The sequence below is a fragment of the Pseudomonas sp. nanlin1 genome (assembly GCF_045571515.1).
Classification (GTDB): Bacteria; Pseudomonadota; Gammaproteobacteria; order Pseudomonadales; family Pseudomonadaceae; genus Aquipseudomonas.
The window spans coordinates 1,537,274-1,553,600 of sequence record NZ_CP124218.1 but is presented as its reverse complement, the minus strand read 5'-3'; the positions used below and the strand labels follow the sequence as shown (position 1 = coordinate 1,553,600).

At 62.4% G+C, this 16,327-nt stretch carries 16 protein-coding genes; 15 read left to right on the top strand and 1 reads right to left on the bottom strand.

The genetic code is table 11. The features are described from left to right. Positions 1 to 159: 159 nt before the first annotated feature. Positions 160 to 657, top strand: a complete 498-nt coding sequence (locus tag QCL65_RS07280) for a DUF6231 family protein (protein WP_407315580.1) — start codon at positions 160 to 162, stop codon at positions 655 to 657. A gap of 41 nt (positions 658 to 698) precedes the next feature. Next, the gene (locus tag QCL65_RS07275) at positions 699 to 1,175 is read left to right on the top strand and encodes a YchJ family protein (protein ID WP_407315579.1); all 477 of its coding nucleotides are present in this window, start codon (positions 699 to 701) and stop codon (positions 1,173 to 1,175) included. On the opposite strand, the gene QCL65_RS07270 is transcribed toward QCL65_RS07275, so the two are convergent. After that, a complete protein-coding gene (locus QCL65_RS07270; protein WP_407315578.1) occupies positions 1,165 to 1,770 on the bottom strand; it encodes a hypothetical protein in 606 nt (201 codons plus the stop codon). The genes QCL65_RS07275 and QCL65_RS07270 overlap by 11 nt on opposite strands. Positions 1,771 to 1,903: 133 nt before the next feature. Here QCL65_RS07270 and QCL65_RS07265 point away from each other — a divergent pair, with 133 nt between their 5' ends. The 13 genes from QCL65_RS07265 to pdeM all read left to right on the top strand — a co-directional run bounded on the left by QCL65_RS07265 (position 1,904) and on the right by pdeM (position 16,301). Further along, entirely contained in the window at positions 1,904 to 2,389 is a 486-nt protein-coding gene (locus QCL65_RS07265; RefSeq protein WP_407315577.1) for an LEA type 2 family protein, read from the top strand. A gap of 5 nt (positions 2,390 to 2,394) precedes the next feature. Beyond that, entirely contained in the window at positions 2,395 to 2,601 is a 207-nt protein-coding gene (locus QCL65_RS07260; protein ID WP_407315576.1) for an SEC-C metal-binding domain-containing protein, read from the top strand. A 99-nt stretch (positions 2,602 to 2,700) separates the two neighbouring features. Beyond that, positions 2,701 to 3,342: a glutathione binding-like protein gene (locus tag QCL65_RS07255; RefSeq protein ID WP_407315575.1), complete on the top strand. Its 642-nt coding sequence runs from the start codon at positions 2,701 to 2,703 to the stop codon at positions 3,340 to 3,342. Positions 3,343 to 3,444: 102 nt separating this feature from the next. Further along, positions 3,445 to 5,892: a penicillin acylase family protein gene (locus QCL65_RS07250; RefSeq protein WP_407315574.1), complete on the top strand. Its 2,448-nt coding sequence runs from the start codon at positions 3,445 to 3,447 to the stop codon at positions 5,890 to 5,892. Positions 5,893 to 5,983: 91 nt separating this feature from the next. Next, on the top strand, positions 5,984 to 7,006 hold the full coding sequence (locus tag QCL65_RS07245) for a ligase-associated DNA damage response exonuclease (RefSeq protein WP_407315573.1): 1,023 nt from the start codon (positions 5,984 to 5,986) through the stop codon (positions 7,004 to 7,006). Next, positions 7,003 to 8,667, top strand: coding sequence for an ATP-dependent DNA ligase (locus QCL65_RS07240; RefSeq protein ID WP_407315572.1), 1,665 nt, complete (start codon positions 7,003 to 7,005; stop codon positions 8,665 to 8,667). The genes QCL65_RS07245 and QCL65_RS07240 overlap by 4 nt, the downstream gene beginning before the upstream one ends. A gap of 206 nt (positions 8,668 to 8,873) precedes the next feature. Further along, entirely contained in the window at positions 8,874 to 9,668 is a 795-nt protein-coding gene (locus QCL65_RS07235) for a transporter substrate-binding domain-containing protein (RefSeq protein WP_407315571.1), read from the top strand. A gap of 67 nt (positions 9,669 to 9,735) precedes the next feature. Next, positions 9,736 to 10,464, top strand: coding sequence for an ABC transporter permease (locus QCL65_RS07230; protein ID WP_407315570.1), 729 nt, complete (start codon positions 9,736 to 9,738; stop codon positions 10,462 to 10,464). Then, positions 10,461 to 11,171 (top strand): ABC transporter permease, encoded by a 711-nt coding sequence (locus QCL65_RS07225; RefSeq protein ID WP_407315569.1) that lies wholly within the window; start codon positions 10,461 to 10,463, stop codon positions 11,169 to 11,171. The genes QCL65_RS07230 and QCL65_RS07225 overlap by 4 nt, the downstream gene beginning before the upstream one ends. Before the next feature lie 9 nt (positions 11,172 to 11,180). After that, complete coding sequence (locus QCL65_RS07220; protein ID WP_407315568.1) at positions 11,181 to 12,299, top strand: succinylglutamate desuccinylase/aspartoacylase family protein; 1,119 nt, start codon at positions 11,181 to 11,183, stop codon at positions 12,297 to 12,299. Positions 12,300 to 12,312: 13 nt separating this feature from the next. Continuing rightward, positions 12,313 to 13,077, top strand: coding sequence for an ABC transporter ATP-binding protein (locus tag QCL65_RS07215; RefSeq protein ID WP_407315567.1), 765 nt, complete (start codon positions 12,313 to 12,315; stop codon positions 13,075 to 13,077). A gap of 73 nt (positions 13,078 to 13,150) precedes the next feature. Beyond that, complete coding sequence (locus QCL65_RS07210) at positions 13,151 to 15,625, top strand: ligase-associated DNA damage response DEXH box helicase (RefSeq protein ID WP_407315566.1); 2,475 nt, start codon at positions 13,151 to 13,153, stop codon at positions 15,623 to 15,625. Further along, positions 15,618 to 16,301 carry a ligase-associated DNA damage response endonuclease PdeM gene (gene pdeM, locus QCL65_RS07205; RefSeq protein WP_407315565.1) on the top strand — a complete coding sequence of 228 codons (684 nt, stop codon included), beginning with the start codon at positions 15,618 to 15,620 and terminating at the stop codon, positions 16,299 to 16,301. The genes QCL65_RS07210 and pdeM overlap by 8 nt, the downstream gene beginning before the upstream one ends. Positions 16,302 to 16,327 lie beyond the last annotated feature (26 nt).

Here is a 16,327-nt window from a genome sequence, read left to right as displayed (position 1 = left end):
GCTCCTGATTCAACGCGGATGCTGGTTGACTTTCTATTTAAGTCCGCAGCCTCAGACCGCAACCACCGAGCGTTCGTTCAACTGGCTTAAACAGGGTGTTGAACGAGACAGAACGGCTGGGTCCGGGCTAGTCTTGCCGATCAGGTTCGAGGACTTCCAATGACCCCACGTTTTTCCACCCGTACCCCCCAGCAAGCGATCGCGGCGCTGCTCGACACCCAGGCCCCACGGCGCCTGCTGGTGTGCGGGGCCAGTGAGTTTCCGGCGCTGGCCGCCTTCCAGGCCGCTCACCCCGATACCCAGGTTACCCTGGCAGCGCCGGGGCCTCTGCCTGCGGCCCAAGCCAGCCAACGTTTTGACCTGGCGTTGGTGGTGGGCTGCCTTGAGCACATGGGCAAAGCTGAAGGCCGCCAGCTATTGGCCGGCATTCGCAACCTTAACGCCAGCCGCATCGCAGTGCTGGCCGACCTGCAAGCCTGCGCATGGAGCGACACCGACTTTTTCGCCCTGGCCCTGCAGGCCAGCGAACGGTTCGAGCGCGACGGCCAGGTGTTGAGCCTGTTCACCTACGACCTGCTCGAGTACAAACAGGTGCCCGATTGGCTGAACTCACGTTTCTGGGCCAATCCGGAGAATTTCGGCAAATATTGGTGGTAAGGCGATGACCGCCTAGCCGCTTTAACACCAGAGGGACTCCCATGAGCACTGCAATCTGCCCCTGCGCCAGTGGCAACCTCCTGGCCACCTGCTGCGGCCATTACCATGAGGGCCACCCGGCGCCGGATGCCCAGGCCTTAATGCGCTCGCGCTACAGCGCCTACGTGCTGGGCCTGATCGACTATCTGGTCGCCACCACCCTGCCCGCCCAGCAAGCGGATCTAGATGTACCAGGCATCAGCCAGTGGAGCGCTAATAGCACTTGGCTGGGTCTGGAGGTCGAAAGCGCCGAAGTCTTTGGCGGCAAACCGGAACACGCTTTTGTGACCTTCAAGGCTCGCTGGCATGACAGCGCGGGCGAACATTGCCACCGGGAACGCTCTTCGTTCGTACAGAATGCCGGCCGCTGGTACTTCATCGACCCCACCGTAGGGCTCAAGGCCGGCCGCAACGACGCATGCCCCTGCGGCAGCGGGCAGAAATTCAAGAAATGCTGCGCCACTTACCTCAACGAATAAGCCGCAAATGCGAGGTATCCGGCGCTGCCTTGGCCGCGGCGCGCTTGAGCTCACCCATATCGCTGCCGGCGGGGGCCAGGCTGAACTGGGTGAGGTCGAGCACCGGCGGGCGGACACTGGGCTTTTCGTCCTGAAGGTCGGCGCCCACCGCAGCGATGCCGTAGTCCGGCGCGTCGACTTCGGTAAATGCCGCCATGTAAACATCCCGGGGTATCACCTTGGCGCGCTTTTGCTCACGCAACTGATGTACCGATTGCGGTGCCGAAGGGGTAGGTGCCGGTGGCGGCATAGGTTGAGACGAGGCGACCGCGCGGACGAAGCGCACTTGGTCGGGCGGCGGCGCCATTTCGATTTCCTCGACCAGCAGCGCCATGATCTCAACCCGGACCAGCGCGCCCGCCCGCTCCAGGGCCGCGCGGTATTTTTGCGCAGCATCGGGGTCCAGGTTGCTTCGCAGCACCAGACGGCGCCCGGAAAAGAGCGCGTCGATGCGCTGCGCGTCCGCACTGAACAGCTTGGCCAGGTTGGCTTTGACGAGCTCCGGCTGGGCGCCAGGCACCAGCTCACCGGAAAAAACGATCTCGTAAAGGTCCATGGCCAGCTCCTGACTGTGGATTGCGGGAGGCTCAGTATGGACCAGTAACTTTTCCTACGACAAGCGCGCCAGACGTACGACCTTGCCGCCACCGCCCTGCTTGTTAGACTGGGGGCCAAAAAAGGGGACCGACATGCTTAACCGGGCACATGCGACACGCATCTTGCTTTTGCTGTGGCTGGCCAGCCTGGGCGGTTGCTCCTCATGGCTGACCGGTAACTTCCAGGACCCGCAAGTGCGCCTGGTAAGGGTCGAGGTGGTCAAAGCGCGCCTGCTTCAGCAAGAGTTCATCCTGCATTTTCGTATCGACAACCCCAATGAGCAAAGCCTGCCGATCCGCGGCCTGCGCTACCGTGTGCACTTAGGCGATACGCTGTTGGCCGATGGCGAGGCCAGTGACTGGTTCACCGTGCCGGCCGAAGGCCGGGAGTTCTACCAGGTGCCAGTGCGCACCAACCTCTGGCGCCACGCCAAATCTATCGCCAAGCTGCTGGAGCACCCGGACCGGCCGATTCCCTATCGCCTACAGGGCGAATTGAAAACCGGCCTGTTGTTTGGCCACGACCTGCAATTACGCCGCAGTGGTGAGATAATCCCCGGCAACTTACTTCATGAGTGACCGCAATGACCCAGCAACCTCACGTCCATGGCCCCGACTGCGCGCATGACCACGACCATGACCACGCGCACCACGACCACGGCCATGTGCACGGCCCGCACTGTAACCATGCGCCACAAGAGCCGGTGCGTAATAGCCTGAAAGACGTCGGCCGTAACGACCCCTGCCCTTGCGGCAGCGCGAAAAAATTCAAGAAGTGCCACGGCGCTTGACGCAAGCTTGACCACGCCCGCTGCAATGGCGGGCGAACACTTTCGCCGCTGCGCCGTCCACATGCCTGAGCTATCCATCTTTCCGCTTCGGAGTGCCGCATGATCGACCTCTATTACTGGACCACCCCCAACGGCCACAAGATCACCCTGTTTCTTGAGGAAGCCGGGCTGCCTTACACCCTGCACGGGGTCAATATCAGCAAAGACGAGCAATTCAAGCCCGAATTTCTGAAGATTTCCCCCAACAACAAGATCCCCGCCATCGTTGACCAAGACCCCGTCGACGGCGCCCCGTTGGCCTTGTTCGAGTCCGGCGCCATCCTGTTGTACCTGGCGGAGAAAACCGGCCAGTTCATCCCCCAAGACCTGCGTGGGCGGCAGGAGGCGCTGCAGTGGCTGTTCTGGCAAATGGGCGGGCTGGGCCCCATGGCCGGGCAGAATCACCACTTCAATAAGTTCGCCCCAGAAAAAATCCCCTATGCGATCAAACGCTATGTCGACGAAACCGCGCGCCTCTATGGCGTGCTCGACAAGCGCCTGAGTGACCGTACGTTCGTGGCCGGCGAGGACTACAGCATCGCGGACATGGCGATCTACCCGTGGATTGTCTCCCACGAATGGCAAGGCCAAGACCTTAACGACTTCCCCCACGTGCAACGCTGGTTCCAGGCGATCAAGCAACGCCCGGGCACCGTGCGTGCCTACGCGCAGGCGGCGCGGATCAACCCGCCAAAGCCTTGATAGGCCTTTGAGCGAAATAAAGCACCTCAGTGCCCTTGCGTGGTGTGGTCGCGGTGACTAACTTAGCGCCTTTGCGATACCGCACCCCGCAGGAGCCTTGCCATGGCCTCGCCAGCCCTTCGTTTATTCCTCCCTAAAATCAGCGCGGCGACCGCCGTGTTGGCGCTGCTGAGCCTCAGTGGCTGCCAAGCCTGGCTTGCCGAGCGCGACACCGACACCCTGCTGCCCACCAGCGGGGTACAGCCGCTCAAAGGGTTGGCGCAGAACGTGTCGATCCGGCGCAATAGCCAGGGCATGCCGCTGATCGAGAGCAATAATTTCCACGACGCGCTGTTCGCCCAAGGCTATGTCAACGCCGCTGACCGCATCGGCCAGATGGTCCGTATGCGCCTGCTCGCTCAGGGCCGACTGGCAGAGATGGACGGCGCCGCCGCCCTCGACACTGACCGTTTCATGCGCACAGTGAACCTAAAAAAAAGCGCCAGTGAGCTGTACGCCGCGTCATCGCCGCGCCTCAAACGCTTTTTCGAGGTTTATGCTCGGGGGGTTAACGCCTACCTGTTTCGCTATCGCGACAAGCTATCCGGCGAGTTGGCCAGCAACGGCTACCGCCCTGATTACTGGCAAGCGGAAGATTCCGCGCTGATCTTCTGCCTGTTTAACTTCGGTGTGTCGGTAAACCTGCAAGAGGAACTGGCTGCCCTGGTGCTCGCGCAGAAAGTCGGCAGCGACAAATTGGCCTGGCTGTTACCGGTGTACCCAGACCAGGCGCTGCCCTTCGATGAAGCCGACAAGCTCAAGGGCCTGAACCTGGCCGGGCAAATCCCCGGCCTCGCCACCCTGGAAAAAACCGCTGGCGACGTGGCGCAGAACGCCTCGCTGGGCTTTAGCGGCAGCAATTGGGCAATTGCGCCAGCCCGCGCGCGCAATGGTAAAAGCTTGCTGGCCAGCGACGCACAAATGCCCACTCGCCTGCCGACCTTATGGAATTACGTGCAAATCCGCGCGCCCAAGTACCAGGCGGCCGGCATGAGCTTGGCCGGTTTGCCGGGGGTCATGGGCGGTTTCAACGGCAAGGTGGCCTGGGGCATCACCCCGGCCATGGGCGACAATCAGGACCTGTTTCTGGAAAAACTGCGCACCGAAGGCAATCGCCTGATGTATCAGGTAGAAGGCGGCAAATGGCAGCCAGCGCTGGCGCGCAATGAAACCTACCTGATCAAGGGCCAAAAGGCCCTGCGCGAAGTTGTCTATGAAACCCGCCACGGGCCGCTGCTCAATGCCGCCCAGGCCGGTGGGGTTGGGCTGGCCTTGCAAACCCCTGACTTCAAGGGCGATAAAAGCCTGGACGCGCTGTTTGATCTGTCGCGCGCGCAGTCGGTGGAAAAAGCCTCCGACGCCAGCCGGGAAATCCGCGCCATCGCGTTGAACGTGGTATTCGCCGACGCGCAGAACATCGGCTGGCAGGTCACCGGGCGCTTCCCTAACCGTCGCGAAGGCCTAGGCCTGCTGCCCTCCCCCGGCTGGGACTGGCGCTATGAGTGGGACGGGATTACCGATGCGATGCTTCACCCCTACGACCAGGACCCGGCCCAAGGCTGGCTCGGCACCGCCGGGCAACGCACCATCCCCCATGGTTACGGCATGCAGCTGTCCAACTCCTGGGCTTACCCAGAGCGCAGCGAGCGCCTGGCCCAACTGGCCAGTGCCAGCCAGCAGGACAGCCGCAGCATGATCACCATGCAATATGACCAGACCACCCTGTTCGCGGGCAAACTCAAGCGCATGCTGGAGGCACCCGGGCTGGCCCAGCCGCTGAAAAAAGCCATCGATAGCTTGCCTGAAGCGGATCGCGGCAAAGCCCGCGAGGCCCTGTCACGCCTGATGGCGTTCGATGGCCGGCTGAGCCCGACCTCCGCGGATGCGGCGGTCTACGAGCTGTTCCTTGAGGAAACTGCCCGGCAGACCTTCCTCGACGAACTCGGCCCCGATACCCAACCGGCCTGGAAGGCTTTGCTGCTTAACGCTGGCTTGTCCTACTCGGCCCAGGCCGACCACCTGCTGGCACGCGAAGACAGCCCGTTCTGGGACGACCAGCGCACCGCGCAGAAAGAAGACAAGCCGCAAATCCTTGCGCGCAGCCTGGTCGGCGCCGTTAACGCGGCCGAAAGTCGCTTGGGCAGTGATCGCAAGGCCTGGCAGTGGGGTAAGTTGCACTCGCTGAAGTGGACTGACGGCACCGGCAAAGTGGTGCGCGGCCCGCTGGCCACGGGTGGCGATCACAGCACGTTGAACATGGCCAGCTATGCCTGGGGGGATAACTTCGATGTCACGGTTGCACCGGCCCTGCGCATGGTCGTCGACTTCGCCCAGGCCGAGCCGATGATCGGCCTCAACAGCCCAGGGCAATCCGGCAATCCTGCCAGCCCGAACTATGCCGACGGCATTGATGCAGGGCTCAAAGCCCAATACGTGACGTTCCCGATGCAACCGCAAAACTTCGAGAAAGCCTACGGCGCCAAACGCCTGACCCTGACACCCGCCAAGTAACGCCCAGGGGCGCCGGGCGGCGCCCCGATCCAGCCGAACTTCCCCTGGCCGGCGGCGCTCATAACCATAAGCCCCCAACCCGGCACTGCCCATGGATCTTGTCGTCGCCCGCCCCGAAGGCCTGTATTGCACCGCTGGGGATTTCTATATCGACCCCTGGCGGCCCGTGCCGCGCTCGGTTATCACCCACGCCCACGCCGACCACGCCCGTACCGGCAACGAACACTACCTGGCCGCTGCCCCCGGCGAGGGGATTCTGCGCGCACGCTTGGGCCAGGACATCAACCTGCAGACCCTGGCCTATGGCGAACGCCTGCAGCACCACGGCGTGACCCTCAGCTTGCACCCTGCCGGGCACGTTCTGGGCTCGGCCCAGGTGCGCCTGGAGTATCGCGGCGAGGTGTGGGTTGCCTCGGGCGACTATAAAGTCGAGCCCGACGGCACTTGCGCGGCTTTCGAACCGGTGCGCTGCCACACCTTTATTACCGAGTCGACGTTTGGCTTGCCGATCTACCGCTGGCAGCCGCAGGCGGATATTTTCGCCGAGGTGGACCACTGGTGGCGGGGCAATGCCGCCGCCGGCAAGGCCAGCGTGCTGTTCTGCTACTCCTTCGGCAAGGCTCAGCGGATCTTGCACGGCATTGACGCCAGTATTGGGCCCATTCTGGTCCACGGCGCGGTAGAGCCGTTGAACCGGGTGTACCGCGAGGGCGGTGTGTATATTCCACCGACCCACTATGCCGGCGATTTTAAAAAGACCGACCCGGCCCTACGCAGCGCCTTGATTCTGGCACCGCCCTCGGCAGGCGGCAGCACTTGGATGCGCCGCTTCGGCGATTACAGCGATGCCTTCGCCAGCGGCTGGATGCGCCTGCGTGGCGCCCGCCGCCGCCGCGGGGTGGATCGGGGCTTTGTGCTGTCCGACCACGCTGATTGGCCAGGGCTGTTATGGGCCATCGAGCAAACCGGGGCCGAACGGGTGATGGTCACCCACGGCTCGGTGGCGGTGTTAGTGCGCTACCTGCGCGAGTTGGGCCTCGATGCCCAGGGCTTCAGCACCGAGTATGGCGACGAGGAAGACCCGGCCGACAGCACCGCCCAGGTGACGCCATGAAAGCCTTCGCTGAACTGTATGCCGACCTGGACGCCACCACCTCGAGCAATGCCAAACTTGCCGCCCTGCAGGCCTATTTTGCCCAGGCCAAGGCTGAAGACGCCGCCTGGGCGGTGTATTTCCTCGCCGGCGGGCGCCCCCGGCAATTAGTGCCCACGCGGCAATTGCGCGAACTGGCCATGGGTATATCCGGCTTGCCGCAATGGCTGTTCGAAGAAAGCTACCAAGCCGTGGGCGACTTGGCTGAGACCTTCTCCCTGCTATTGCCAGAGTCCCGCCACAGCTCCGACGCTGGCCTGGCCTACTGGCTGGAGCAAGAGCTGCTGCCCTTGCGCGGCCTGCCGCCCGAGGAACTGCAGCAGCGCTTGCCGCTACTGTGGGCACAACTGGACCGACAAAGCCTGATGGTGTGCCTGAAGCTGATCACCGGCAGTTTCCGCGTCGGCGTGTCGAAGCTGCTGGTGACCCGCGCCCTGGCGCAGTTGGCCGGCATCGACAGCAAGCGCGTGGCCCAGCGGCTGGTTGGCTACACCGACCTGTCGCACCGCCCCAGCGCTGACAGCTATCGGCAGTTGGTGGCCGCCGAATCGGCCGACGAACATGCGCAACGCGGTGGCCGCCCCTACCCTTTCTTTCTGGCCCATGCCCTGCAACAGCCCGTGGAGCAATTCGAGACCCTGCTGGGGCCCTGCGAAAATTGGCTGGTGGAGTGGAAGTGGGACGGTATCCGCGCCCAGCTGGTCAAGCGCGATGGCCGTGTCTGGGTGTGGTCGCGGGGTGAGGAACTGGTCACCGAGCGTTTTCCCGAATTGCTCGAACTGCAAGACAGCCTGCCGGACGGCACGGTCATCGACGGCGAGATCGTCGTTTGGAAACCTCGCCAGCCCGATGCTGCGCCCTCCCCGGCGGTACAGCCCTTTGCCCAACTGCAGCAACGTATCGGGCGTAAAACCCTCAGCCGCAAGTTACTCGACGATATCCCTGTGGTGCTTTTGGCCTACGACCTGCTGGAATGGCAAGGCCAGGACCTGCGCAGTACGCCCCAGTGGCAGCGCCGCGAGCAGTTGCAAAGCCTGGTGCAAGGCACCGCTGCACCAGCGCTGCAACTTTCCCCGCAACTGACCGGGAGCAGTTGGCAAGACCTCGCCCAACAACGGCAAGCCTCGCGTAGCCTGGGTGTCGAGGGGATGATGCTCAAAGGCCGGGACGCGCTGTACGGGGTGGGCCGCACCAAAGACATGGGGGTCTGGTGGAAATGGAAAGTCGACCCGTTTTCCGTGGATGCCGTGCTTATCTATGCCCAGCGCGGCCATGGCCGCCGTGCCAGCATTTACAGCGACTACACCTTCGCCGTGTGGGACGGGCCACCGGGCAGCAGCGAACGTACCCTGGTGCCTTTCGCCAAAGCCTATTCCGGCCTGACCGACGAAGAAATGCGCAAGGTCGATAGCATCGTGCGCAAAACAACCGTGGAGAAATTCGGCCCGGTACGCAGTGTCACCCCGACCCTGGTGTTCGAACTGGGCTTCGAGGGGATTGCCTTGTCAAAAAGACATAAAAGCGGCATTGCCGTACGTTTTCCGCGTATGTTGCGCTGGCGCCAAGACAAGCCTGTGGAAGAGGCAGATAGTCTGGCGACGCTGCAGGATTTGCTCAGCTGAAGCACCAACTCGGGGCATAGCTTTGCGCATGCCCGAATTTGGGCATTGCATCGTCCATGGCACTTGGCTACTGTGCTTTCAAACGCCCGTTCAGGGACTATGGTGCGAAAATTGCTACTTTGCGAAGGTCTGGCATTTGCCGGTAACGAATACCCGCGCTGCTTCACGAGAGCACACGGGCCAAAATCGGGTTCTAAGGACTGCATATGAACACAGCATTACTGAAGCTATCCACGATCGCATCGGCATTGGTTCTGGCGATGTCGGCCGCTAGCGCAATGGCCAAGGACTACAAAGAACTGCGTTTTGGAGTCGATCCTTCGTACGCACCCTTTGAATCGAAGGCCGCCGATGGCAACTTGGTGGGTTTTGACATCGACCTGGGCAATGCGATCTGCGCAGAGCTGAAGGTCAAGTGCAAATGGGTCGAAAGTGACTTCGACGGGATGATCCCCGGCCTGAAGGCCAACAAGTTCGACGGTGTTATCTCCTCCATGACCGTGACCGAGGCCCGCGAGAAAGTCATCGACTTCTCCAACGAGCTGTTCTCCGGCCCGACATCGCTGGTGTTCAAAAAAGGTGCAGGCCTGAGTGCCGACGTGGCTTCGCTTAAAGGCAAGACCGTTGGCTATGAGCAAGGCACCATCCAGGAAGCCTACGCCAAGGCAGTACTGGACAAGGCGGGGGTGAAAACCCAGGCCTACGCCAACCAAGACCAAGTCTACGCCGACCTGGTGTCCGGCCGTCTCGACGCCTCGATCCAGGACATGCTGCAGGCCGAGCTGGGCTTCCTGAAGTCACCCCAAGGCGCTGGCTATCAGATCAGCGAGCCTATCGACAGCCCGCTGCTGCCCGCCAAGACTGCTGTCGGTATCAAAAAGGGTAACACCGAGCTCAAGGCCCTGATCAACAAGGGTATCAAAGCGTTACACGATGACGGCACTTACACCGAAATCCAGAAGAAGCACTTCGGTGACCTGAACCTGTACAGCGGTAAGTAATACCTCCCGATAACGCCCAGGCGCGCCGTTGAGCCTGGGCGTTTTTTCGTTCAGTAAAGGCCTGTTCATGTTTGACGAATTCCTACAACAACTGGGGCTTTCAGCCTTCAGCTTGAAGGGCTTTGGCCCGCTGCTGATGCAGGGCACCTGGATGACCATCAAGCTTTCTGCGCTGTCGTTGCTGGTGGCTGTGGCCCTCGGCCTCCTGGGCGCCAGCGCCAAATTGTCCAGCGTGCGCGCATTACGCCTGCTGGCGCAGCTCTACACCACACTGATCCGGGGCGTTCCCGACCTGGTGCTGATGCTGCTGATCTTCTACAGCCTGCAAACCTGGCTCACCGGCCTGACCGATGCCATGGAATGGGAATACATCGAAATAAACCCTTTTTCCGCCGGGGTGATCACCCTGGGTTTTATTTACGGGGCCTATTTCACCGAAACCTTCCGCGGCGCCATTTTGTCGGTGCCCCGCGGCCAAATCGAGGCCGCCACGGCCTACGGCCTCAAGCGCGGGCAGCGATTTCGCTTTGTGGTGTTTCCACAAATGATGCGCTTCGCCCTGCCCGGCATTGGCAATAACTGGATGGTCATGCTCAAGGCCACCGCCCTGGTCTCGATCATCGGCTTGGCCGACCTGGTCAAGGCCGCCCAGGACGCCGGCAAGAGCACCTACCAGCTGTTCTACTTTCTGGTGCTGGCGGCGCTGATCTATCTGCTTATTACCAGTGTTTCGAACCTGCTGCTGCGGTGGCTGGAAAAGCGCTACAACGCCGGCAGCCGGGAGGCCATTCGATGATCGAGTTATTGCAGGAATACTGGCGGCCTTTCCTCTATTCCGATGGCCAGCACCTCACCGGCCTGGCCATGACCCTATGGCTGCTCAGTGCTTCGATCGCCATTGGCTTTGTCGTGTCCATTCCACTGTCCATCGCCAGGGTATCGCCGCGGGTCTACGTGCGTTGGCCGGTGCAGTTCTACACCTACCTGTTCCGCGGTACGCCGCTGTATATCCAGTTGCTGATTTGCTACACCGGCATCTACAGCCTGGAGGCCGTGCGCGGCCAGCCGCTGCTGAACGATTTCTTCCGCGACGCGATGAACTGCACCATCCTGGCGTTCGCCTTGAACACCTGCGCCTACACCACAGAAATCTTCGCCGGCGCCATTCGTAGCATGAACCATGGTGAAGTCGAGGCCGCCAAAGCTTTCGGCCTTCGCGGCTGGAAGCTGTACGCCTACGTGATCATGCCCTCGGCACTGCGGCGCTCGCTGCCGTTCTACAGCAACGAAGTCATTTTGATGCTGCATTCGACCACGGTCGCCTTCACCGCCACGGTGCCGGATGTTCTCAAAGTGGCCAGGGACGCCAATTCGGCGACGTTCCTCACTTTTCAGTCATTCGGCATTGCCGCCCTGATTTACCTGGCCGTGACATTCGCCCTGGTGGGCCTGTTTCGCCTGGCCGAACGCCGCTGGCTGGCCTTTCTCGGCCCGGCTCACTAGGACTCTTCGATGCGCCACGATACCCACGAGCTACTGGCACCGCTGCCCGGCACCGCCCGACAGATCCACAGCTTCCACTATGGGCCTGACGCCGCCACCGGCAAGGTCTATATCCAGGCTTCGCTACACGCCGATGAGCTGCCAGGCATGCTGGTGGCGTTCCATTTGAAGCAGCGCCTGGCCGAGCTGGAGCAAGCCGGCAAGCTGCGCAGCCGTATTGTTTTGGTCCCGCTGGCCAACCCGGCCGGCTTGGAACAGGTACTCATGGACACGCCCCTGGGGCGCTATGAGTTGGAGACGGGGCAAAACTTCAACCGCGGCTTCGTCGATGTTGCCGACCAGGTCGGCGATGCCGTACAGGATCATCTGGGCGACAACCCCGAGGACAATCGCCAGTTGATCCGTGCGGCACTGCACGCAGCACTGCTGGCCGAACAGGGCTCCACCCAATTGCAATCGCAGCGCCTGACCCTGCAACGGCTGGCCTGTGACGCCGACTTGGTGCTAGACCTGCATTGCGACTTCGAGTCCGTGGAGCATCTGTACACCACCCCTGAGGCATGGCCGCAGGTCGAGCCGCTGTCGCGCTACTTCGGGGCCCAGGCCAGCTTGCTGGCGACCGACTCGGGTGGGCAGTCTTTCGACGAGTGCTTTACCCTGGTGGGGTGGCAACTGCAGCAGCGCTTCGGCGCGCGTTTCCCCATCCCGCCCATTAGTTTTTCTGTGACCCTGGAGCTGCGCGGCCAGGCCGACGTCAATCACGTCATGGCCGAGCGGGATGCCACAGCGATCCTCAATTACCTGACCTATCGCGGCGCCATAGAGGGCGATATCCCCATGCCCCCGGCCCTTGCGCAACCAGCCACACCTTTGGCCGCGGTGGAGCCGGTGAGCACCTCGGTCGGTGGGCTATTGGTGTTCAACGCCGTACCGGGTCAGTACCTGGAAGCCGGCGAATTGGTGGCGCAAATCATTGACCCTATCAGCGACCGCGTCACGCCCATCTACAACCAACACCCCGGGCTGCTGTACGCCCGCACCCTGCGCCGCATGGCCAGCGCTGGCATGGTCATCGCCCATGTCGCCGGCCGCCAGCCTTACCGCAGCGGTTACCTACTTTCACCTTGAGGGCGCATGGCGCATGTACAAACTGACTATCGACGGCCTGCACAAGAGCTACGGTGACAACCACGTACTCAAAGGCGTCTCGCTGAAAGCCAAAAGTGGCGACGTTATCTGCCTGATCGGCGCCAGTGGGTCCGGCAAAAGCACCTTTTTGCGCTGCATCAACTTTCTTGAGCAGCCCAACGACGGCAGCATGAGCCTGGACGGCCAGCCGATCCGCATGGTCAGCGACGCTGGCGGCATGCGCGTTGCCGACCCTGACGAACTGCAGCGCCTGCGCACGCGCCTGGCCATGGTGTTTCAGCATTTCAACCTGTGGAGCCACATGACGGTGCTGGAAAACATCACCCTGGCCCCACGCCGGGTCCTTGGGGTCGCCAGGCCAGAAGCTGAAAAACGCGCCCGCGCGTACCTGGACAAAGTCGGCCTGCCGGCGCGGGTGGCCGAGCAGTACCCGGCATTTCTGTCTGGTGGCCAGCAACAGCGCGTGGCTATCGCCCGCGCCCTGGCCATGGAGCCCGAGGTCATGCTGTTCGATGAGCCCACCTCGGCGCTGGACCCGGAGCTTGTGGGTGAAGTGCTGCGCGTCATTCAGGGCTTGGCCGAAGAAGGCCGCACCATGATCATGGTGACCCATGAAATGAGCTTTGCGCGCAAGGTCGCCAGCCAGGTGGTGTTTCTTCATCAAGGCTTGGTCGAGGAGCAAGGCGCGCCACAACAGGTGCTCGACAACCCTACCAGCGAGCGCTTGCGCCAGTTCCTCAGCGGCAACCTGAAGTAACTCGCGCAATGCAACCAAACTAATCCCCGGCTGCGGCGGTCTTTTATGAAAGCAAAAGGACTCCGCCGCCGGTATGCCATCTTCGCAAAACTTTGCCAAACCCTGGTTCGCTGAACGCGGCTGGAAGCCCTTCACATTTCAGAAGCAGGTCTGGGCGGCCGTGCAGCAAGGCCAGAGCGGCTTGCTCCACGCCAGCACTGGCGCGGGTAAAACCTACGCCGTGTGGTTCGCCGCCCTGCAACAATTCGCCAAACCGCTGCCCGCGCCGATCACCGGCAAACGCAAGCCGCCCATGGCCCCCCTGACGGTCCTCTGGATCACCCCAATGCGCGCGCTGGCCGCAGACACCTTGCGCGCCCTGCAAGCCCCCGTCAAGGACCTCAACCTCGGCTGGAGCCTGGGCTTGCGTACTGGCGACACCAGCAGCACCGAGCGCGCCCGGCAAAGCCGCCGCCTGCCCAGTGCACTGGTAACCACGCCGGAAAGCCTGACCCTATTGCTGACCCGCGAAAAGGCCGTGGAGGAGCTAGCCAGCCTGCGCATGGTGGTGGTCGATGAATGGCACGAGCTGATCGGCAACAAACGTGGCGTGCAGCTGCAACTGGCCCTCGCCCGCCTACGCCAGTGGAACCCTGGGCTGATCGTATGGGGTATTTCGGCCACGCTGGGCAACCAGGAGCATGCCCTGCAAGTGCTGCAACCCGACGGCCAAGGCATCAGTGTGCAAGGGGTGCAAAACAAAAAGCTTGAAGTCGATACGCTGCTCCCCGCGTCTATCGAGCGCTTTCCCTGGGCTGGCCACATGGGCTTGAAAATGCTCGACCAAGTACTGGCCGAAGTGGACAGCAGCCGCAGTTGCCTGGTGTTCACTAACACCCGCGCGCAGTCTGAAATCTGGTATCAGGCCCTGCTCGATGCGCGGCCTGACTGGGCGGGTATCATCGCCCTGCACCATGGTTCATTGGCCCGCGAGGTGCGCGACTGGGTCGAAAAAGCCCTCAAGGAGGGCCAGCTCAAAGCCGTGGTGTGCACTTCCAGCCTTGATCTAGGGGTGGATTTCTTGCCGGTGGAGCGGGTCCTGCAGATCGGCTCGGCCAAGGGCGTAGCCCGCCTGATGCAACGCGCCGGGCGCTCCGGGCACGCGCCTGGGCGGGCCTCGCGGGTGACCCTGGTGCCGACCCATAGCCTGGAGTTGGTGGAGGCGGCAGCGGCCCATGTTGCTGTGGCGGCGCGGCTGATCGAATCGCGGGAATCGCCCTACAAGCCGCTCGACGTGTTGGTGCAACATTTGGTCAGCATCGCCTTGGGCGGAGGCTTTGTACCGCCGGCGCTGCTGGCCGAGGTTCGCACGGCTTGGGCTTACCAGGCACTGACCGATGAGGAATGGGCCTGGGCGCTGGCTTTTGTGCGTAACGGCGGCCACTCGCTCACAGCCTATCCCGACTACCGGCGGGTGGAGCCCGACGAAGAGGGTATTTGGCGGGTGCCCGACGCACGCGTTGCCCGCCGCCACCGCATGAGCGTGGGGACCATCGTCAGCGACGCCAGCATTGCCCTGAAATTCTGGAGCAAAGGCGGCGGTGGCCGTTCCCTGGGCAGCGTGGAGGAAGGTTTTATCGCACGCCTGCGCCCTGGCGATGGCTTTCTCTTCGCCGGCCGCCAACTCGAATTGGTGCGGGTTGAGAACATGACCGCCTACGTCAAACGCAGCACCGGCAAAAAAGCCGTGGTGCCGCGCTGGAGCGGTGGGCGCATGCCGCTGTCCAGTGAACTGGCGCAAGCGCTGGTCGAACAACTGGACGCCGCCGCTAATGGCCATTTCAACAGCCCGGCCATGCGCGCGGTTCGCCCGCTGCTGGAGATCCAGCAGGCCTGGTCGGCGATACCCGGTAAACAGAGCCTGCTGGCCGAAGCCTTGAAGTCCCGCGAGGGCTGGCACTTGTTCCTCTACCCCTTTGGCGGCCGCCAGGTGCACCTGGGCCTGGCCAGCTTACTGGCTTGGCGACTGAGCCAGCAGGCGCCTTTGACCTTCTCCATCGCCGTGAACGATTATGGCCTGGAATTGCTCAGCGCCACCCCAGTCGACTGGTCACAGGCCTTGACCGCCGAACTGTTGAGCCCCGACAACCTACTGCACGACGTGCTCGCCAGCCTGAACGCAGGCGAACTGGCTCTGCGACGCTTTCGCGAGATTGCGCGGATATCGGGCCTGGTGTTCGGCGGCTACCCCGGTGCACAAAAAAGCACGCGCCAGGTGCAGGCCTCCAGCGGGCTATTCTTCGAAGTATTCAAACAGTACGACGCCGGCAATCTGCTGTTGAGTCAAGCGCAGCAAGAGGTCCTGCGCCAGGAACTCGAGGTGCAGCGCTTGGAACAGATTCTCCTGAAGATCCAGGGCTTGCGCCTGGACTTCCACACCATCAAGCGCCCCACCCCTTTAGCGTTTCCGTTGATTGTCGACCGATTACGCGAGAGTTTGAGTTCGGAAAAACTCGCCGATCGCATTCGCCGCATGGTCGGCGACCTGGAGCACGCTGCCGATGAGTAGCTATCACAGCATCGAGTTAAGCGGCTGCGAGCTCTGGTTACTGGCAGAGAAGGCCATCTACTGGCCGGCGCAACGATTGCTACTGATCGCAGACGCGCACTTCGGCAAAGCGGCGGCCTATCGCAGCTTGGGTCAACCAGTGCCCCACGGCACCACCGCGAGTAATTTGGCCGTCATCGACAGCCTGTTGCAGCGTTACCCTTGCGATGGGCTGATCTTCCTGGGTGATTTCCTGCACGCCCCCGGCTCACACGCACCGTCCACCCTCGCCGCGTTGAGCCAATGGCGTGCGAACACCCCGCTGTTGCCGATCACCCTGATTCGCGGCAATCACGATCGGCACGCGGGTGACCCGCCCCAGGCGCTGAATTTTCAGGTGGTGGCTGAGCCGCTGCTGCTCGGCCCGTTTGCCTTGCAGCATGAGCCAGACCCTCACCCCACGCATACCGTTTTGGCAGGGCATATTCACCCGGCCTACCGCTTACGCGGGCCAGGCCGGCAGCAGCTACGCCTGCCCTGTTTTCTGCTGGACGAACGGGTGAGCCTGCTGCCTGCATTCGGCGCGTTTACCGGCGGCTACACAATAGAAGCAAAGGGAAAGCAGCGGATATTCGTAGTGGGTGATGGCCAAGTCTGGCCAGTCACCGCGCAACCTTCGGCGCTGCCCCAGGATTAAAGCCACTGAGGCGCGCCAGCATCAGG